This is a genomic window from Isoptericola dokdonensis DS-3 (assembly GCF_001636295.1).
Classification (GTDB): Bacteria; Actinomycetota; Actinomycetes; order Actinomycetales; family Cellulomonadaceae; genus Isoptericola; species Isoptericola dokdonensis.
This window is the reverse complement of record NZ_CP014209.1, coordinates 1,078,095-1,096,778: the sequence shown is the minus strand read 5'-3', so window position 1 is coordinate 1,096,778 and position 18,684 is coordinate 1,078,095. Positions and strand designations below refer to the sequence as shown.

General features: G+C 74.4%; 15 protein-coding genes. 8 read left to right on the top strand and 7 right to left on the bottom strand.

Annotation, left to right across the window (positions count from 1 at the left end):
• Window positions 1-230: 230 nt before the first annotated feature.
• From I598_RS05215 to I598_RS05190, 6 genes are all read left to right on the top strand, one after another.
• Window positions 231-2,273: a peroxidase family protein gene (locus tag I598_RS05215; RefSeq protein WP_068201886.1), complete on the top strand. Its 2,043-nt coding sequence runs from the start codon at window positions 231-233 to the stop codon at window positions 2,271-2,273.
• A 156-nt stretch (window positions 2,274-2,429) separates the two neighbouring features.
• Window positions 2,430-2,699 (top strand): 30S ribosomal protein S15, encoded by a 270-nt coding sequence (gene rpsO / locus I598_RS05210; RefSeq protein ID WP_068201884.1) that lies wholly within the window; start codon window positions 2,430-2,432, stop codon window positions 2,697-2,699.
• A gap of 209 nt (window positions 2,700-2,908) precedes the next feature.
• Entirely contained in the window at window positions 2,909-5,149 is a 2,241-nt protein-coding gene (locus I598_RS05205) for a polyribonucleotide nucleotidyltransferase (RefSeq protein ID WP_068201882.1), read from the top strand.
• An 8-nt stretch (window positions 5,150-5,157) separates the two neighbouring features.
• On the top strand, window positions 5,158-6,498 hold the full coding sequence (locus I598_RS05200; protein WP_068201879.1) for a M16 family metallopeptidase: 1,341 nt from the start codon (window positions 5,158-5,160) through the stop codon (window positions 6,496-6,498).
• A 38-nt stretch (window positions 6,499-6,536) separates the two neighbouring features.
• Complete coding sequence (gene dapB / locus I598_RS05195) at window positions 6,537-7,262, top strand: 4-hydroxy-tetrahydrodipicolinate reductase (RefSeq protein ID WP_068204967.1); 726 nt, start codon at window positions 6,537-6,539, stop codon at window positions 7,260-7,262.
• Window positions 7,259-7,720: a hypothetical protein gene (locus I598_RS05190; RefSeq protein ID WP_068201876.1), complete on the top strand. Its 462-nt coding sequence runs from the start codon at window positions 7,259-7,261 to the stop codon at window positions 7,718-7,720. The genes dapB and I598_RS05190 overlap by 4 nt, the downstream gene beginning before the upstream one ends.
• Window positions 7,721-7,749: 29 nt before the next feature.
• Here I598_RS05190 and I598_RS05185 read toward each other — a convergent pair whose 3' ends face one another.
• Window positions 7,750-8,265 carry a hypothetical protein gene (locus tag I598_RS05185; RefSeq protein ID WP_068201875.1) on the bottom strand — a complete coding sequence of 172 codons (516 nt, stop codon included), beginning with the start codon at window positions 8,263-8,265 and terminating at the stop codon, window positions 7,750-7,752.
• Between the two features lie 67 nt (window positions 8,266-8,332).
• Complete coding sequence (locus I598_RS05180) at window positions 8,333-9,535, bottom strand: MFS transporter (protein WP_068201873.1); 1,203 nt, start codon at window positions 9,533-9,535, stop codon at window positions 8,333-8,335.
• Window positions 9,536-9,637: 102 nt separating this feature from the next.
• Here I598_RS05180 and I598_RS05175 point away from each other — a divergent pair, with 102 nt between their 5' ends.
• Entirely contained in the window at window positions 9,638-10,504 is an 867-nt protein-coding gene (locus I598_RS05175) for an HdeD family acid-resistance protein (RefSeq protein WP_068201871.1), read from the top strand.
• A gap of 25 nt (window positions 10,505-10,529) precedes the next feature.
• On the opposite strand, the gene I598_RS05170 is transcribed toward I598_RS05175, so the two are convergent.
• Complete coding sequence (locus I598_RS05170; RefSeq protein WP_068201869.1) at window positions 10,530-12,416, bottom strand: glycoside hydrolase family 3 protein; 1,887 nt, start codon at window positions 12,414-12,416, stop codon at window positions 10,530-10,532.
• The gene (locus I598_RS05165) at window positions 12,416-13,681 is read right to left on the bottom strand and encodes an MFS transporter (RefSeq protein ID WP_068201867.1); all 1,266 of its coding nucleotides are present in this window, start codon (window positions 13,679-13,681) and stop codon (window positions 12,416-12,418) included. Before I598_RS05165 ends, I598_RS05170 begins: the two co-directional genes overlap by 1 nt.
• A gap of 152 nt (window positions 13,682-13,833) precedes the next feature.
• On the opposite strand from I598_RS05165, the gene I598_RS05160 reads away from it, so the two are divergent.
• Window positions 13,834-14,469: a TetR/AcrR family transcriptional regulator gene (locus tag I598_RS05160; protein ID WP_068204965.1), complete on the top strand. Its 636-nt coding sequence runs from the start codon at window positions 13,834-13,836 to the stop codon at window positions 14,467-14,469.
• A gap of 71 nt (window positions 14,470-14,540) precedes the next feature.
• Here the strand turns inward: I598_RS05160 and I598_RS05155 are convergent, their stop codons facing one another.
• The 3 genes from I598_RS05155 to I598_RS05145 all read right to left on the bottom strand — a co-directional run bounded on the left by I598_RS05155 (window position 14,541) and on the right by I598_RS05145 (window position 18,683).
• Entirely contained in the window at window positions 14,541-16,841 is a 2,301-nt protein-coding gene (locus I598_RS05155; protein ID WP_068201865.1) for an aryl-beta-d-glycosidase, read from the bottom strand.
• Window positions 16,842-16,950: 109 nt separating this feature from the next.
• Window positions 16,951-17,457, bottom strand: coding sequence for a GNAT family N-acetyltransferase (locus I598_RS05150; protein WP_068201863.1), 507 nt, complete (start codon window positions 17,455-17,457; stop codon window positions 16,951-16,953).
• Window positions 17,458-17,480: 23 nt separating this feature from the next.
• Window positions 17,481-18,683: an MFS transporter gene (locus tag I598_RS05145; protein WP_232314267.1), complete on the bottom strand. Its 1,203-nt coding sequence runs from the start codon at window positions 18,681-18,683 to the stop codon at window positions 17,481-17,483.
• Window position 18,684: the final 1 nt, after the last annotated feature.

The window sequence follows — 18,684 nt, the reverse complement described above, 5'->3', positions numbered from 1 at the left end:
GTTGGTGGCACGAGGTCACGTGTCGGGGCGGTGGCGTTCCCTGTGGGCAGGGCCGGGGTGATCCTGGTCGAGGAACGTCGCGACGCGGCACGCCCCACGAACGACGGCGAGCCGGGCGCCGCACCTGCGTACCGCCGGCCCCGTCGTCCACGTGAGGCCGGACCTCGTGCGCATCCCCCTCGTGCCGGGCGTGAGCTCGGTGCGATCGCCCTTGCGAGAAGGGACGAGCCATGGCGGCTCACGACATCAGCGCCGGCCAGCACACCACCGCCTCACCCACGGACGCGCCCGCACCGGACACCCGCGTCGACCTCAACCGCTCCCCCCGGGGCCGCACCGTGCGCAGGGTGGGCCACGGCGGCCGCGTCGAGCCCCGCACCACGCGGCCGGCATCGCCGGACCCTCGGACCTCCGACGCCCCGTTCCTGCCCGACACGGCGTACTGCGTGCAGGAGGACCACGACACCGGTCGCTTCGACGCGACGACCTCGTTCGACTACCTCTTCCGAAGCCTGCGCGTCAGGTTCCCGGGCGCGCACCTGCCGTCGGGCGGTGCGCAGGTCGAGGCCGACACGGTCGCCGCTCTGGAGGCTCTCGGCACGGCGATGATCGAGGCGCCCGGGCCCGACCCCGCCGGGGACTCGACCGTCCCGGCGGTCTACACCTACTGGGGCCAGTTCATCGACCACGACATCACCCTCAACACGAACGGCGCCGACCTCGGCGCGCTCGCGGCCGGTGACATCGTGGTCGAGCCCTTCACCGTGTTCTCTCCCGGCGACGTGACCGCCGGCCTGCACAACGCCCGCCATCCCAGCCTCGACATCGACAGCATGTACGGCAGCGGTCCGCGGTTCCCGGGCGAGGACGGTGGGCCGACCCGGAGCGAGACCGCCTTCGCGACCGCCGACCCGGCCAAGCTCGCGCTCGGTCGGCTCACGCCGGTGCCGGTGGGCGAACCGATCGACCCCGGCACGGACGACCAGCGGGACCTGCCGAGGTTCTCGGAGCAGGAGGCGACGGCGGCCGGGAACGCCGGGCTGCGCCGGACGGTGAAGATCCCGGACGGTCGCAACGACGAGAACCTCGTCGTCGCGCAGTTCCACGTCGCGCTCATCCGCTTCCACAACGCGGTCGTCGACCACGTCCGCCGCACCCGCCCGTGGCTCGCCGACGACGGGCGAGCCGTCTTCGAGGAGGCCCGCACGCTGGTGCGGCACCACTACCAGTGGCTGGTGCTGCACGACTACCTGCGGACGCTCACCAAGCCGGGAGTGCTCGACCAGGTGCTGCACGAGCACCAGCTCCTGTTCAGGCCGCTGCGCCGCGTCTCGATGCCGCTGGAGTTCGCCGTGGCCGCGTTCCGGTTCGGGCACTCCCAGATCCGCAACGGCTACGACCACAACAAGAACTTCGGCGCGGAGGCGATCGTGGCGCCGTTCGCGTCGCTGGTGGACCTGTTCCGGTTCACCGGGGGCGGCGGCCTGTCACCGGACCCGGACCAGCCGCTCGACGCCCTTCCGTCGAACTGGCCGATCGACTGGTCACGACTCGTCGACAAGGGCGATCCGGTCGGGGCGCACAAGGCCCGCCGGATCGACCCGTTCCTCGCCGACGGGTTGCGCGCCCTGCTCAAGGAAGGATGGAAGGAGGGCTGGGTCGAGGGTCCCGGCGGCACGGTCGTGGACGCCGACGGCCTCACGGTCGACCCGGAGCTCGTCCCGAAGGACCCGAGCGGCGACCCGATCACCCGGCGGATGAGCGACATGCTCAAGCAGCTCGCCCACCGCAACCTCCTGCGCGGCTACATGCTGGCGGTCCCGACGGGGGAGGCGGTGGCGGAGGACCTGGGTCTGACGCCCCTGACCTTCGACCAGCTGACCGGCCGGGCCGCGCTCCCCGCAGGGACGGCCGACGGCCCGGCGCCGGCCCGCGTGGAGGCGATGGAGGCGGCGCTCGAGCCGTTCCGCGGCGGCACGCCGCTGTGGTTCTACGTGCTCCAGGAGGCGAAGGTCCACGGCAACGGCAACTTCCTCGGCGAGGTGGGGAGCCGCATCCTGGCCGAGACGTTCGTCTACCTGCTGCGCCGGGACGACGACTCGTTCCTGCGCACCCCGGACCCGTGGACGCCTGCCGACGGCGTCCGGCTGGAGGACGGGAGCATGATCACCACGCTGCCCGACCTGCTCCGGTTCGCGGGAGTGCTCCGGCAGCCGGACGGGTCGTTCCGCACCGAGCCGGACGGCACGCCCGCCGGCCACGACGGGGACTGAACCTCCGGCGCTGTGGCGTGGGCCACCTCGTGCCGCCCGCCGGATCCCGGCGGGCGGCACGCTGGTAGCATGGACGGTGCCGTAGAACGGCCGCGGATCCAGAGCGCCCGGTGAATTGGTCCCGGAGCACCGCGCAACGACACCGAAGGAGAGCACATGCCGCTCGACTCTGCCACCAAGCAGGCCATCATGACCGAGTACGCGACCCACGAGGGTGACACCGGCTCGCCGGAGGTTCAGGTCGCGATGCTGACCCAGCGCATCAAGGACCTCACCGAGCACCTCAAGGAGCACAAGCACGACCACCACTCGCGTCGTGGCCTGCTCCTGCTGGTCGGCCAGCGTCGCCGCCTGCTCGGCTACCTGCAGAAGGTCGACATCGCACGCTACCGCGCTCTCATCGAGCGCCTCGGCCTGCGCCGCTGACACCACCGCCCAGCCCGGGCCCTCTCGCAGGGTCCGGGCTGGTCTGGTGTGATGTCCTGGTACCACCAACACCGCGCCACCGGGCCGTCGTCCGGTCCTCGGTAGTGGCCTCCCGATCCGCCCGGCTCGCGCCGGGACACGGCTCCGGGGGCCTCGATCGAAGACCGTCGCTCGGACGGGCGGCGCCTTCGAGAACAAGGAGGGCACCCGTGGAGGGACCCGAGATCCAGTTCGCCGAGGCCGTTATCGACAACGGCCGCTTCGGCACCCGCACCGTCCGCTTCGAGACGGGCCGTCTGGCCCGCCAGGCCGCCGGCTCCGTCGCCGCCTACCTGGACGGCGAGACGATGCTGCTGTCGGCCACGACGGCCGGCAAGCACCCCAAGGAGCAGTTCGACTTCTTCCCGCTGACGGTGGACGTCGAGGAGCGCATGTACGCCGCGGGTCGCATCCCCGGCTCGTTCTTCCGTCGTGAGGGCCGCCCCTCGACCGAGGCGATCCTCGCCTGCCGTCTCATCGACCGCCCGCTGCGCCCCCTGTTCGTCAAGGGCCTGCGCAACGAGGTCCAGGTCGTCATCTCCGTCCTGGCGATGCACCCGGACGACGCGTACGACGTCCTGGCGATCAACGCCGCGTCCGCGTCCACGCAGATCTCCGGCCTGCCGTTCTCCGGCCCGGTCGCGGGTGTCCGCATCGCGCTGATCGACGACCAGTGGGTCGCGTTCCCGAAGCACTCCGACCTCGAGCGCGCCGTGTTCAACATGGTCGTGGCGGGTCGCGTCGTGCAGGACGCCGCCGGCAACGCCGACGTGGCCATCGCGATGATCGAGGCCGAGGCCACGGACGACGCCTGGAACCTCATCAAGTCCGAGGGCGCCACCGCGCCCACGGAGGAGGTCGTGGCGCAGGGCATCGAGGCCTCCAAGCCGTTCCTCAAGGCGCTGTGCGACGCCCAGGCCTCGCTGGCCGCCCAGGCGGCGAAGGACGTCAAGGAGTACCCGGTCTTCCTCGACTACCAGGACGACGCGTTCGCCGCCGTCGAGGCCGAGGTCACGTCCACGCTGCGCGACGCGCTCGCGATCGCGGACAAGCAGGACCGCGAGAACCGCCTGGACGAGATCAAGGCGGAGCTGGTCCCCGCCCTCGCCGACCGGTTCGAGGGCCGCGAGAAGGAGCTGTCGGCCGCGTACCGCGCGCTGCAGAAGAAGCTCATCCGCCAGCGCGTCCTCACCGACGGCGTGCGCATCGACGGCCGTGGGCTCGCGGACATCCGCACCCTGTCGGCCGAGGTCGAGGTGCTGCCCCGCGTGCACGGCTCGGCGCTGTTCGAGCGCGGCGAGACCCAGATCATGGGTGTCACCACGCTGAACATGCTCCGCATGGAGCAGCAGATCGACTCGCTCGGGCCGGTCACGCGCAAGCGCTACATGCACAACTACAACTTCCCGCCGTACTCGACCGGTGAGACCGGCCGCGTCGGTTCGCCGAAGCGCCGCGAGATCGGCCACGGTGCGCTCGCCGAGCGCGCGGTGGTGCCGGTGCTGCCGTCGCGCGAGGAGTTCCCCTACGCGATCCGCCAGGTGTCCGAGGCGCTCGGCTCCAACGGTTCGACCTCGATGGGCTCCGTCTGCGCGTCGACGCTGTCGCTGCTCAACGCCGGTGTGCCGCTGCGCGCGCCGGTCGCGGGCATCGCGATGGGCCTCATCTCCGACACGGTCGACGGTGAGACCCGCTACGCGGCGCTCACCGACATCCTCGGTGCCGAGGACGCCTTCGGCGACATGGACTTCAAGGTCGCCGGCACGAGCGAGTTCGTCACGGCGATCCAGCTCGACACCAAGCTGGACGGCATCCCGGCGTCGGTGCTGGCCGCGGCCCTCACCCAGGCCCGCGACGCCCGCCTGACCATCCTGGAGGTCATCGCCGAGGCGATCGACACCCCGGACGAGATGAGCCCCAACGCCCCGCGCGTCATCTCGGTGAAGGTGCCGGTCGACAAGATCGGCGAGGTCATCGGGCCCAAGGGCAAGATGATCAACCAGATCCAGGAGGAGACGGGCGCGGACATCTCCATCGAGGACGACGGCACCGTCTACATCGGTGCCACGGACGGCCCGTCGGCCGAGGCCGCGCGCGCCGCGATCAACGCGATCGCGAACCCGCACGTGCCGGAGGTCGGCGAGCGCTTCGTCGGCACCGTCGTCAAGACGACGTCGTTCGGCGCGTTCATCTCGCTCTCCCCGGGCAAGGACGGTCTGCTGCACATCAGCCAGATCCGCAAGCTCGTGGGTGGCAAGCGCGTCGAGAACGTCGACGACGTGCTGTCCATCGGCCAGAAGGTCCAGGTCGAGATCGGTGAGATCGACCCGCGCGGCAAGCTCTCGCTGGTCGCCGTGACCGAGGACGAGCCGGCCACCGACGACGCTACCGAGCAGCCCGCCGAGGCCTGATCGACCACATGAGCCAGCACCTCCCGCTCGTCGGAGCGGGCCAGCCGGGTGCCGAGCTGACCGCCGGGCAGGACGGTGCGACGATCCGTCGCACCGTCCTGCCCGGCGGCGTCCGTGTGCTCACCGAGGAGATGCCGGGCCTGCGCTCGGCGACGGTGGGCGCATGGGTCGGCGTCGGTTCCCGCGACGAGACCGACGGCCACCACGGCTCCACCCACTTCCTGGAGCACCTGCTCTTCAAGGGCACGTCCCGGCGCACCGCCCTGGACATCGCCGAGGCGTTCGACGCCGTGGGCGGCGAGGCCAACGCCGCGACCGGCAAGGAGCACACCTGCTACTACGCGCGGGTGCTCGACGACGACCTGCCGATGGCGGTCGACGTCATCACCGACATGGTCACCTCGGCGCGCCTCGACGCGGACGAGCTGGAGACCGAGCGCGGGGTGATCCTCGAGGAGCTCGCCATGACCGAGGACGACCCGGGCGAGGTCGTCCACGAGCGGTTCGCGGAGGCCGTGCTGGGCGCCCACGCGCTGGGCCGGCCGATCGGCGGCACGGCCGACACGATCCGTGCCGTGCCGCGGGCCGCCGTGTGGGACCACTACACCTGGCACTACCGCCCCGAGACCCTCGTGGTCGCGGCGGCGGGCGGCGTCGACCACGACCGCCTGGTCGCGCAGGTCGGCGAGGCGCTGGTCGCGGGCGGCTGGGAGCTCGACGTCGCGGGCGTCCCGCGGGCGCGGCGCGCGTCCGAGCCCCAGACCGACGGGCTGCCCACCGAGGGTGTCCGGCTCATCGTGCACCGCCAGGTCGAGCAGGCGAACGTCGTCGTCGGCTCGACGGGCCTGTCCGCCACCGACGACCGCCGGTTCGCGATGACGGTGCTCAACGCCGTGCTCGGCGGCGGCATGTCGTCGCGCCTGTTCCAGGAGATCCGCGAGAAGCGGGGCCTGGCGTACTCGACGTACTCGTTCGCGCAGGGTCACGGCGGGCTCGGCCTGTTCGGGCTCTACGCGGGCTGCGCGCCGGGCAAGGTCGACGAGGTGACCACGATGATGGTCGACGAGCTGGAGCGGATGGCCCACGACGGCATCACGGCTGCCGAGCTCGAGCGGTCCGTCGGCCAGCTGTCGGGCGGCCTCGTGCTGGGCCTGGAGGACTCCGGCTCGCGCATGAGCAGGCTCGGCAAGTCGGAGCTCGTGCACGGCGAGATCATGACGGTCGCCGAGTCGCTCGACCGGATCCGCGCCGTGACCGCCGACGACGTGCGCGACCTGGCCGCCGACCTCGCGTCGCGGCCGCGCAGCATCGTCAAGGTCGGCCCCTTCGACCCTCGAGGAGAGCAGTGAGCAGCATCGCGGTGGCCGTCGTCGGTGCGGCCGGTCGGATGGGCAGCCAGGCGTGCGCGGCCGTCGAGGCCGCGGACGGGCTGGAGCTCGTCGCCCGGATCACGTCGGGCGACGACGTGGGCGCCCGCGTGCGCGAGTCCGGGGCGCAGGTGGCGGTCGACCTCACGGTCCCGTCGGTGACCGAGGCGAACGTGCACGCGATCCTCGACGCCGGGGCGCACGCCGTCGTCGGGACGACCGGCTGGGACGACGCGTCGCGCGGCCGGGTCACGGAGCACCTGGACCGGCTCAACGCCGGCCGCGCGGACGGTCAGGGCGTGCTCATCGCCCCGAACTTCGGGCTGTCCGCGGTGCTGGCGATGACGTTCGCCGCGAAGGCCGCCCGGTACTTCGAGTCGGCCGAGGTGGTCGAGCTGCACCACCCCGACAAGATCGACGCGCCCTCCGGCACGGCCCGGCACACGGCCGCGGCGATCGCCGCGGCCCGGGCCGACGCCGGGCTGGGCCCGTCGCCGGACGCCACCGAGACCGGGTGGGAGGCGCGCGGCGCGGACGTCGACGGCGTGCGCGTCCACGCGGTGCGGCTGCGCGGCCTGGTGGCGCACGAGGAGATCCTCTTCGGCAACGCGGGGGAGCAGCTGACCATCCGGCAGGACTCGTTCGACCGGGCGTCGTTCATGCCGGGCGTGCTGCTCGCCGTGCGCGAGGTCGGGTCGCGGCCGGGCCTGACGGTCGGGCTCGAGAACGTGCTGGACCTGTCGTGACCGACACGCGCCGGCGGCTGCCCCGAGGACTGCTCGGGGCGGTCGTCGTGACCGCCCTGCTGGCGATCTACGTCTGGGCGATCGGTGGGCGCGGGATCGCGATGGTCCGCACCGGCGAACCGGTGCTGGTCGCCATCGGGCTGGCGGTGCTGGTCATCCCGCTGCTGGTGGTCGGTCTGATCGTCCGCGAGTTCGTGCTGGCCGCGCGGGTGCAGCGCATGGCGGACGCCCTGGCCGCGGCGGGCGAGCTGCCCGTCGACGACCTGCCCCGCTCGCCGGGCGGCCGGATCGACCGGTCGGCCGCCGACGACGCGTTCGGCCCGGCGCGCGAGGCGGTCGAGTCCGACCCCGAGAGCTGGCAGGCCTGGTACCACCTGGCGTTCGCCTACGACGCGGCCGGTGACCGGCGGCGGGCGAGAGCGGCGCTGCGCAAGGCGTCCGGGCTCTTCACCGCCTGACCGCGACCCGGTGCGGCTTCCGGGTCCGTTCAGCCCGGGCCGGGGAGCTTCGCCCAGCAGTACAGGGAGTGCCGCACGTCCGCGGCCCGCCAGGCGAGCTCGCCGAGCGCGACGACGGCGGTGGCGAGCCGCTGGGACCCGGGCTCGTCGAGGGCCCGGCCCGCCGCCCACCGACGGGCGGCCTCGGCCAGCTCGTGCGGTGCCGACGCCGCGAGCCGGGCGGACAGCTCGCCGGACACCGCGACGACGAACGGGCCGTCGTCCTGCCCGCCGACGAGGAACCCGTGGCGCGGGTCCGCCGTCACCTCGCCGTACGGGCGGCGGCACACCGCCTCGGCGAGGGAGCCGAGCATGACGAACGGTTCGACGGACGGCATGCGCACGGTGTCGAAGAGGGGCTCGCCGGACCCGCGGGCGGGCGTCGACGGGCCGTCCTCGGTGTGCACGACAGTGGCCGCCAGCGCATCGGTCGGCGCTGCGAAGTAGTCGGTGACGATCGTGGTCGTGTGCCGGCGCTCCTGCCGCACCGCATGGCCGTGGCCCATGTCCCCAGGGTGCCAGGGTCGTGCTTCCGCGTCGTCACCGACTCGTTACCATCGGCGAACGCGCGGCTCACCCGGCCGGGCGGTCGGGCTGCGCGGGGAACGCGCCGCGCGCGACGAGGACCACGCCGAGGGCGACCGTGACGACGCCGGCGCCGACGAGCGAGAGGACGGCGGGACCCGCGGCCGCGACGACGACCGACCCGACGGCGGCTCCCACGCCGATGCCGAGGTTGGCGGTGCTGTTGACGACGGCGCCGACGACGTCGGCGCCCGCCCCCCGGGTGCGCAGCGCCGCCGCCTGGAACGTGGCGGGCAGCGCGCCGAACGCCGCCAGCCAGGCGCAGCTGGCGAGGAGCACCGGCACGACGGCCGGCAGGGTGAGGCCGACGACGACGAGCGAGCCGACGACGACGGCGAGGGTGATGACGGTGAGGTCGCGCGGCCTGCGGTCGAGGAACCGGCCGGCGGCCCAGAGCCCCACCAGCCCGACCGCGCCGAACACGAGCAGCGCGGGCCCCACGAGGCTCTCGCCCAGGCCGGTGGCCAGCAGCAGGAGCGAGATGTACGTGTAGACGGTGTACTGCCCGGCGAAGACGGCGGTGTTGGTCGTGGCGACGGCGACGAGGCGCGTGGTGCCGGCCCGTCGTTCCGGGGACGGCGCGCGACGCCCGGTCGGGGGCGCCACGACGGCGGGGAGCAGCCGCGCGACGAGCAGGGCGGTGACCAGGCAGACCGCGGCGAGCACGGCGAACGACCAGCGCCAGCCCACGGCGTCGCCGAGGGACGTGCCCAGCGGGACGCCCAGGACGAAGCCGAGCGTGCCGCCGCCGGTGACGAGGGTGAGCGCCCGACCGGTGTGCAGCGGGCCCACGAGGCGCGCCGCGTAGGCGATCGACACCGAGAAGAACACGGCGTGGCCGATGCCGCCGAGCGTGCGGGCCGCCGCGACGACCGCGAACGTCGGGGCGAGCGCCACGACGACGTTGCTCGCGACGTACACGCCGAGCGTGGCCAGCAGCAGCCCCTTGCGCGGCAGGCGGCGGGTGGCGAGCGTGAGCGGCACGGCCAGCGCCGCGACGACGAACGCGTAGACGGTGACCAGCAGCCCGGCCGTGGCCTCGCTCACCCCGACGCCGCGGGCGAGCTGGGGGAGCACCCCGACGGGCAGCACCTCGGTGGTGATGGCGACGAAGTTGGCGCCTGCGAGCACGACGATCCCGGCGGCGGCATCCCGCACGGTCCGGTGGTCGGGGGCGGGGGGCTGGGTCACCCCGTCATCCTCACACGCGCCGCGCCGCGGGTCCGGCGCGCGTGCGCTCCGGGGTGGCGCTGCCTAGCATGGCCGCAGGTCGGCCCAGCGCAGGAGGTCCGCATGACGCAGTCCGAGGTACCGTCCGACGCCGCGGCCCCGCCGCCCCGGGAGCCCGCTCCGCCGCCGGAGGAACCGGCCCGCAACCCGTTCCGGCGCGTGTGGTGGCTGCCGGTCGTGCGCGGTCTGAGCTTCGTGGTGCTGGGCCTGCTGCTCATGATCGAGCCGCTGGGCGAGCTCGGGGTGCTGCGGCTGCTGGTCGGGGCGTTCCTCGTGCTGGACGCGGTGCTGCTGTGCGTGCAGTGGCTGGTGCACCGGCACCAGGACGGGTCGTCCTGGTGGCTCGCGCAGGCGGGCGTCAACGTCGTCTTCGGGGCGGCGGTCGCGTTCTGGCCCGACCTGGAGGCGACGCCGCTCTACTACGTGCTCGCGAGCTGGGCGATCGTCCTGGGCGTCACGGCGGTCGTCGGCGGGGTCGCGCTGGTGCGCAACCGCGACCTGGGTTGGCCGTGGATGGTGCTGTTCGGCCTGACGGCCGCGCTGTTCGGAGTCCTGCTCGTCACCCGGCCCCTGGAGTCGTTCGACGTGCTGCGGCTGGTGACGATCGTCTTCGCGCTGTTCGCGTTCGTCGCGGGGGCGATCCACCTGGTCTCGGGGTTCGCGGTGCGGTCCGTGGCCCGGGAGCTGCAGGGGCTGCGGCGCGAGGCGGAGCGGGCCGGGGTGGTCGTCACCGGCGGGTCCGTGCTCGGGGCGGCGAACCCGCAGGTGGGGCCGGCCTCCGCGACCGGTCCCGTGCCCGCCGCGGGCGCTACGGTCGCCGTCGCCGGGGGAACGGTGGCCGCGCCGGAGGCGGCGGGTTCGCCGTCGGCGGCGACCCCGCCCACGACCTCCGGCGAGGACGGGTCCGGGCGGGAGCGCGGCACCGTGTGACGCCGCGCCCCGGCCCGGGTGGGGATCACCCCGCCGCGGGGGCGGGCGACCCCGGCGTCAGGCCGTGGCCGAACCGGAACAACGGGTCCTCGGTGTCGAACGGCACGTCCGCACGCGACGCGACGACGGCGGCGGACGACCGGGGCAGGTCGAAGGGGAGCCGACCCTCGGGGGCGACCCGGCCGGTGAGGGCGTCGTGCAGGGCCGCGGTGGAGGCCCCGAAGTCCACGACCAGCGTGCCGCGCGCGCCGAGCGCGCCCAGGAGCGGCGCGAGGATCGCCGGACGGTCGAGGTAGACGTCGACGACGGTCGGCACCGCGGCGGCGACCTCGGCGACGTGCTCGACCACCTCGGCGGGGAAGTCGAGCGAGCCGGCGTGGAAGAAGCTCTCGAAACCGGGCCCGCGCTCCTCGAAGGGTGCCTTGAGGCGCAGGATCGCCACGTCGGCCTCGGCGGGGCTCGGGACCAGGGTCGCGCCCGGCAGGGTGTCCGCCTCGGCGCCCTCGACGTAGACCCGCAGGCCCGGTGCGAGCGGCAGGGCCGCCGGCCCGGCGCTCGCGGTGGCCAGCACCGTCACGGCGCGGGACTGCGCCCGGCGCCCGGCGGCGACGAGGTCGGGGTGCCCCACGACGCGCTCGGCGGCGTCGACGTCGACGGTGCGGGCCTCGTCGAACAGGCCGAGCACGAACTTCTCGCGCAGCAGCCGCGCCACGGACGCGTCGATCCGGGACTCGGCGACCCGGCCGGTGCGGACGAGCTCGACGACGAGCTCCGGGCAGGCCTCCCCGCCGATCTGGTCGGCGCCCGCGTCGAGGATCCGGGCGAGCCGGTCGAGCGGGCTCAGGTGCTCGACGCCCCACGCGCGGGCGGGGAACGGCCGGCCGAGGATCTCGGCGTCGTTGACCAGGCCCCAGTCGGTGCAGACGATGCCGTCGAACCCGAGCTGCTCGCGCAGCATCCCGGTGACGACCTGGCGGTTGAAGCCGAACCCGACGGGCTCGATCTCCTCGCCGTCGACCACGAGGTCCACCGGCATGCCGTAGTACGGCATCATCTGCCGGGTGCCGGCGGCCAGGAGCTCGACGAAGGGTGCCAGGTGCTCGGCGAAGCGCCCGCCGGGGTACACCTGCTCGCGCCCGTAGGCGAAGTGCGGGTCCTCGCCGTCGAGCTGCGGACCGCCGCCCGGGAAGTGCTTCGTCATGGTGGAGACGGACGCCGCGCCGAACGTGCCGTCCAGGCCCGCCTCGCGGGCGACGTCGCCGCCGGCCTGGAAGCCGCGCACGTAGGCGGCGCCCATCGTGCCGGTGAGGGCGGCGTCCTCCCCGAAGGTGCCGTTGGCGCGCGCCCAGCGCGGTTCGGTGGCGAGGTCCACCTGCGGGTGCAGCGCGGTGCGGATCCCGACGGCGAGGTACTCGCGCCGGGCGGCGTCGGCGTGCTCCTCGACGAGGCGCTCGTCGCGCGTGGCGGCGAGGCCGAGCGTCTCGGGCCACTGGGAGAACGGTCCGGACAGCAGGGCCGTGCCGGGGTTGTCGGTGAACGCGTGGCGCGGGTCGGACGACACGGTCACGGGGATACCGAGCCGCGTGGTGGCGGCGAGGTCCTGGAGCCGGTTGTGCCAGGCGGCGAGCTCGCGTGCGGTGGCCGGGGCGGCCAGCACGTTGAAGTGCGTCAGGTGGCGGTCGAGCAGCATGTCGGTGGTGGAGGGCACGCCCATCGCCGACGGGCCCTCGGCGAGGGCGCCGTCCGGGCCCACCTCGATCATGGTGTGGAAGAGCTGGCCGGCCTTCTCGGCGAGCGTCATGCGCGCCAGGAGGTCCGCGACGCGCTCGTCGACGGGGCGCGCGGGGTCCCGGTAGGCGGCGTCGTCGGGCACGGCGTCGAGGGCGGTGGGCCCGAGGTCGGTGGTCGTCATCAGCGGACTCCCTTGATGCGGTGGACGAGGACGGCGCCGGAGAGGGCGACGAGCGCCCCGAACAGGTACCAGGTGGTGTAGCCGCCGAGGCCCGCGGCGGTGCCGAGGCCGATGACGGCGGGTGCCATGGCGGGGGCGATGGACTGGGGGAGGGCGTTGGCCATGTTGAGCACGCCGAGGTCCTTGGCGGCGTCCTCCGGGTTCGGCAGCACCTGGGTGGCGAGGGCCTGGTCGACCGAGAGGAAGGCGCCGGCGCCGAGGCCGATGATCCCCTGGGCGACGACCAGCACGGGGATCGACGGCGCGAGGGCCAGGAGCAGCAGGCCGACGACCATGACGAGGCCGGCGGCGGTGACGAACGGCTTGCGGCGGCCGATGCGGTCGGAGAGCAGGCCGCCGAGCGGGCTGGAGACGACCATCGCGACGGTCGACACGAGGTTGGCGGTGAGGATGACGCCCGTGGCCTCCTGCTCCGCGAGGCCGAAGTCGGAGGTCAGGTAGTACGGCAGGTAGGTGGCGATGCCGGCGTAGCCGAACATGACGAGGAACTTGGTCAGCCAGGTCCAGCCGAAGTCCGGGTTGCGCCGGGGGTCGAACACGAAGGAGCCGAAGAACTCCTTGACGCCGAACTTCTCCGCCGGGGGGACGGTGCGGACCTTGTCGTCGAGCACGAGGCAGAACACGACGGCCAGGACGACGGCCACTCCGGCGGGGATCGCGAAGCGCAGGACGTCGGAGGCGATCGCGTTGGCGACGACCGACCCGGCGAGGATGGACAGCGGGGTGCCCACGCCGATGAGGCCGGAGACCTTGCCGCGCCCGGCGGGCTCGACCTGGTCGTGCAGCGTCGCGACGACGGCGGACAGCGCCGCGTTGAGGCCGGCCTGGGCGAGGCACCAGCCGACGAGCACGACGGGCACCGACGTGGTGACACCGATGAGCACGAGCGCGGCGGCGCCGACGAGCGTGCCCCCGAGGATGAACGGGCGTCGCTTGCCCCAGCGGGCGGTGGATCGGTCGGAGAGGCGACCGAACAGGGGGTTCGCGAAGAGGGCGAACGCGGCGCCGGCACCGAGGACCAGGCCGAGGCTCGCCACGGCGTTCTCGGGGTCGATGTGCTGGATCTTGAACGCCATCGCCACCATCACGGGGGTGAAGAGGGCGAAGTAGACGCCGAACGCGGCGGTGCTCACGCCGACGACGTAGCGCGCCGGCGTCCGCGTGGGGGCGCCGGTGGTGCTCGGGGTGGTGGGCGACAGGCTCATCAGGTCTCCGGTGAGGTGAGGCGCGCAGCTCTGCGCGACCGACCAATACCTACCGAGTGGTAGGTAGCGAAAGGTTACCAAGTGGTAGGTCTCACGCCAACCCTGCACGTCAACGGCCCCCGACCGGGCCCGGTGGGGCGACAATGGGGGGCATGACCGCCACGACCGACGCCGCCCGGCGCGGCTACGCCAAGGGGCGCGCGAAGCGCGAGGAGATCCTCCAGGCCGCGATCGGCCTGTTCGCCGAGACCGGCTACCACGGCGCCTCCCTGCGGGAGATCGCCGGACGCGTGGGGATCTCCCACCCCGGGCTCCTGCACCACTTCCCGACCAAGGCCGCCCTGCTGGAGGCCGTGCTCGAGCACCGCGACGCCGTGGACCGTGCCGACATCGAGGACGACCGCGAGCAGGGGAGGTCGGTGCCGGAGTCGCTCGTCCGCCTGGTCCGGCGCAACGCCCTGCGCCGTCCGATCGTCGAGGTCTTCGCCGTCCTGGCGGCGGAGGCGACGTCGCCCGACCACCCGGCGCACGAGTACTTCGCGCGGCGCTATGCCACCACGCTGGCGGACTCGAGGGCCGACCTGGAGCGGGCCGCGGCCGAGGGGCGGCTGCGACCGGGGGTGGAGCCCGCCGCCGCGGCGCGCGCGATCGTGGCGCTCATGGACGGGCTGCAGGTGCAGTGGCTGTACTCGCTGGACCGCCCGAAGGGGGACCGTGTCGACATGGCCGCCGACCTGGAGGCCTTCCTGGCCATGGTCTACACCGACAGGGGCCGGGACACCGCCTGAGCGGGACGCACGACGGCCGCCGCCCCGAGAGGGGGCGGCGGCCGTCGTGCGTGGGCGCGGGGCGGGTGCGGTCAGCGGCCCGCGCCGGCGGCCTCGACCAGGTGCTCGAGCCCGGCGCGGTCCAGCCCCGCCATGCCGAAGTCCGCGATGACGGCCAGCGGCATGTCCGTGGCCATCGAGAGCAGACCGGGGTCGACCGGGTTCGCCTCCAGGGCCGCCCGGAGCTCGCCGCCCACCACCGGGTGGGCGAGGGCCTCGCCGAAGGTCGACAGCTCGTGGAGCGGGAGCGTCACGTCCTCGCCCTCGACCTGCACCCGGACCTCGCCGCGCAGGTCGCGGGACGACGCCCCCACCGCGACGACGAACTCGCCGCCCTCGACCACCCAGCGGCGCAGCACCGGGTGCCAGTAGGACAGGTCGCGGGCGTCGATGTCGAACGTCACGACCTCGTTCGCGCCCGGGGCCAGGTCGACCTTGGCGAACGCCTTGAGCTCGCGGACCGGGCGCTGGACCTGGGACTCGGGGTCGCCCACGTACACCTGCACGACCTCGGCGCCGGCGCGGGCGCCGGTGTTGGTGATCCGGGCGCGGACGCGGACGCCCGCCTGCGCTCCCGCACCGGTGACCTCGGCCACGACGTCGCCGTAGGTGAAGGTGGTGTACGACAGCCCGTGCCCGAACGGGTAGGCGACCTCGGCGCGACGCGCGTCGTACCAGCGGTAGCCGACCAGCAGCCCCTCGCCGTAGCGGACGTGGCCGAGCTCGCCCGGGAAGCTGCCGAAGGACGGGTTGTCCTCCAGGCGCAGCGGGATCGTCTCGGTGAGCTTCCCGGACGGGTTCACCGCGCCGGTGAGGACGTCGACGACGCCCGAGCCGCCGGCCTGGCCACCGAGCCAGCCCGCGACGACCGCCGCGACGTCGTCCTGCCACGGCGACACCGAGACGACCGACCCGCCGCTGAGCACCACGACCACGCGGGGGTTCGCCGCGGCGACGGCGCGCAGCAGGGCCACCTGGTCGGCGGGCAGGTCCATGTGGTCGCGGTCGTAGCCCTCGGACTCGTACGCGGCGGGCAGGCCCAGGAACACCACGACGGTCCCCGCGGCGCGGGCGACCTCGACGGCCTCGGCGACGAGCGCCTCGGCGGGCCGCTCGTCGGCGGGCCCCTCGGCCACCGTGTAGCCGGGGGCGAACGGCACCTCGCCGTGGGCCCCGCGCAGGGCGGTGAGGGCGTCGTCGAGGCGGGTGGGCTTCACCTGCGAGGACCCGGCCCCCTGGTAGCGGGGGGTCCGGGCGAGCTCGCCGACGACGGCGACGTCACCGGCGAGGGGGAGCAGCGGGGAGCCGTCGACGGGGTCGTTGCGCAGCAGCACGGTGCCGGCGGCGGCGGCCTCGCGGGCGAGGGCGTGGTGGGCGTCGACGTCGACGGTGCGGGCGTCGGTGGAGGTCAGGGCGGGCAGCGACCGGGCCACGAGGTGCAGGACGCGGCGTGCGGCCCGGTCGACCACGGCCTCGTCGAGCTCGCCGGCGCGCACCGCCGCGACCACCTCGGCGTCGGTGCGCCCGCCGCTGGCGGGCATCTCGAGGTCGAGCCCGGCGGCGACGCCGGCGACGCGCTCGCGCACGGCGCCCCAGTCGGACACGACCAGGCCCTCGAAGCCCCACTCGTCGCGCAGGACGCTGGTCAGGAGCCAGTCGTGCTGGGAGGCGTAGACGCCGTTGACCTTGTTGTAGGCGCACATCACGGTCCACGGCTGGGCCTGGGTGACCACGCGCTCGAACGCGGGCAGGTAGATCTCCCGCAGGGTGCGCTCGTCGACGTCCGCCGAGACGCGCATGCGGTCGGCCTCCTGGTTGTTGGCCGCGAAGTGCTTGAGGGACGTGCCGACCCCCTGGGACTGGATGCCCTGGACGAGCGCCGCCCCGAGGTCCCCCGCGACGACGGGGTCCTCGGAGACGTACTCGAAGTTGCGGCCGCACAGCGGGGACCGCTTGATGTTCACGCCGGGGCCGAGCAGCACCGCCACGTCGTGGGCCCGGGTCTCGCGGCCCAGCGCCTCGCCGACCCGGCGCAGCAGCCCGGGGTCCCAGCTCGAGCCGAGGGCGGTGGCGGTGGGGAAGCAGGTGGCGGGCACGCTGCCGCCGAGACCGAGGTGGTCGGCGCTCGCCTCCTGCTTGCGCAGCCCGTGGGGGCCGTCGGTGACCATGACGGCCGGGACGACGACCGTGCCGTCGCGCTCGACGGCCTGGGTGTGCCAGAAGTCCTGCCCGGAGAGCAGGGAGGCCTTCTCCTCGAGGGTGAGGTCGGCGAGCACGCGCTCGACGTCGAGGGTCGAGGTGAGGGTCGGGGGGGTCTCCTGCAGGGCGGTCATGGGTGCACTTCCTCGCGTCGGGGTCTTCCGACGACGAGCCTAGCTCAATTCTTACCGGATGGTAGGTAAGTGTCGGGCCGGGCCCGGGCAGCGCGGCTCACGGCCCGCGTCAGATCGTCGCGGACCAGCGCCGCTCGACGACGTCCCGCACCCCGGTCGCGAGCGCCCGCTCGGTGCCGTCCGGGCCGAGCCCGGACTCGCCGAGGAAGCGCTCGCGGGCCACGTCGCCCTCCAGGACCCAGGTCACGACGTCCTCCGCACCGTCGGTGCGCAGCCGGTCGACGGCCGCGGCGAGCAGGCGCGAGCCGTGGCCGGACCGGCGCTCGGCGGGGTCGACCTCGAGGGCGAGGAGCTGGCCGGGCCCGACGGCGGCGAAGCCCACCAGGCGGTTCCCGTCGAGGGCGACCAGCACGGCGAAGCCGGGTCCCGGTGGCGCGGTGATCGCGTCGTGCCAGCGCGTCCGCATGACGTCGACGTCGAGCAGGTCGGTCGCGCCGCCGAGCGTCCCGGCGTGGGTCGCGCGCCAGGCGTCGACCTGGACGCGGGTGACGGCGTCCTCGTCGCCGGGGACGGCGGGCCGGACGGAGACGTCGGCCGTCTCGCGGAACAGTGCCATGCGCCCACCCTAGGGGCAGCGGGTCAGGCCCCGGTGCGCGGTGCCGGGTCCGGGCGGCCGGTCGGGGGCCGGACCTGTCCGGCGAGGGCCAGGCTCAGGACGACGGCGCCGGTGATGGCGAGCAGCGCGGTGCGCACGCCGACCGTGTCCGCCAGCAGGCCGAGCAGGGGCGGCGCGGCGAGCATCGCGACGGTCGAGAACGACGACGCGACGGCCACCCGGGCCGCGGCGTGCACGGGGTCGTCGGACGCGGCGGAGATCGCGATCGGGTTGGCCAGCGCGGCGCCGCACCCCCACGCGACGATGCCGAGCCAGGCCAGCGGCAGGGTCGGCGCGAGCCCGAACAGCAGCAGCCCGACCAGGGCGGAGGCGCCCGACGCGCGCAGGACGGCCACCCGGCCGAACCGGTCGATGAGCCCGGTGCCGGCGAAGCGGACCACGGTCATCGCGCCCACGAAGGTGCCGTACGCCACCGCGCCGAGGGACTCGCGCGCGTCGAACCCGTCGACGACCGCCAGGGCCAGCCAGGTCCCGGCCGAACCCTCCGACAACGAGGCCGCGAGCAGCACGAGGCCTACCAACAGGGTCCGCGGCTCGCGCCACGCCCCCAGCGCACCGCGGGCGCCGGCGCCCCGGTGGGCCTGCGGCCCGGAACCGGTCCGCTCGGGTCCGAGGGCCGTGGCCGGCACCACGAGCAGCAGCCGGGCCACGGTGACGACACCGGTGACGACGGCGAGCTGGACCGCGACCGGTGTGCCGGTCCACGCGAACGCGGCCGCCACGAGCGCCCCGGCGGCGGCGCCGACGGAGAACGCGGCGTGGAAGTGGGGGAGGACGGCGCGGCCGACGGCGCGCTCCACGGCGGCGGCGTTGATGTTGATGGGGACGTTGACGAGCGCTCCGCAGATGCCGTTCACGCAGGCGCCGACCGCGAAGAGCGCGACCTCGCCGGTGAGGGTCGCGGCGGCGAGCAGCCCGAACCCGAGGACGTTGCCCGCCGTGGCGACGACGAGGGTGGTGCGGCTGCCGAGCCGGGCCACGACGACGCCGGTCACGGTGACGGCGGCCAGGGTGCCGGCGCCGCCGACCACCAGCAGCGCGCCGAGCTCTCCCGCGGTGAGCCCGAGGTCGGCGCGGATCGACGGCAGCCGGCTCATCCAGGACGTCCCGAGGACGCCGAACAAGGCGAACTGCGCCATGAGCGCCCAGCGGGCGCGCGCGACCACC

What these genes read in the sequence shown, in the direction of transcription:
- I598_RS05215 (WP_068201886.1), top strand. Translation starts at nt 231, where the DNA reads ATGGCGGCTCACGACATCAGCGCCGGCCAGCACACCACCGCCTCACCC.
- rpsO (WP_068201884.1), top strand. Translation starts at nt 2,430, where the DNA reads ATGCCGCTCGACTCTGCCACCAAGCAGGCCATCATGACCGAGTACGCG.
- I598_RS05200 (WP_068201879.1), top strand. Translation starts at nt 5,158, where the DNA reads ATGAGCCAGCACCTCCCGCTCGTCGGAGCGGGCCAGCCGGGTGCCGAG.
- dapB (WP_068204967.1), top strand. Translation starts at nt 6,537, where the DNA reads ATGGGCAGCCAGGCGTGCGCGGCCGTCGAGGCCGCGGACGGGCTGGAG.
- I598_RS05185 (WP_068201875.1), bottom strand. Translation starts at nt 8,265, where the DNA reads ATGGGCCACGGCCATGCGGTGCGGCAGGAGCGCCGGCACACGACCACG.
- I598_RS05175 (WP_068201871.1), top strand. Translation starts at nt 9,638, where the DNA reads ATGACGCAGTCCGAGGTACCGTCCGACGCCGCGGCCCCGCCGCCCCGG.
- I598_RS05170 (WP_068201869.1), bottom strand. Translation starts at nt 12,416, where the DNA reads ATGACGACCACCGACCTCGGGCCCACCGCCCTCGACGCCGTGCCCGAC.
- I598_RS05165 (WP_068201867.1), bottom strand. Translation starts at nt 13,681, where the DNA reads ATGAGCCTGTCGCCCACCACCCCGAGCACCACCGGCGCCCCCACGCGG.
- I598_RS05160 (WP_068204965.1), top strand. Translation starts at nt 13,834, where the DNA reads ATGACCGCCACGACCGACGCCGCCCGGCGCGGCTACGCCAAGGGGCGC.
- I598_RS05155 (WP_068201865.1), bottom strand. Translation starts at nt 16,841, where the DNA reads ATGACCGCCCTGCAGGAGACCCCCCCGACCCTCACCTCGACCCTCGAC.
- I598_RS05150 (WP_068201863.1), bottom strand. Translation starts at nt 17,457, where the DNA reads ATGGCACTGTTCCGCGAGACGGCCGACGTCTCCGTCCGGCCCGCCGTC.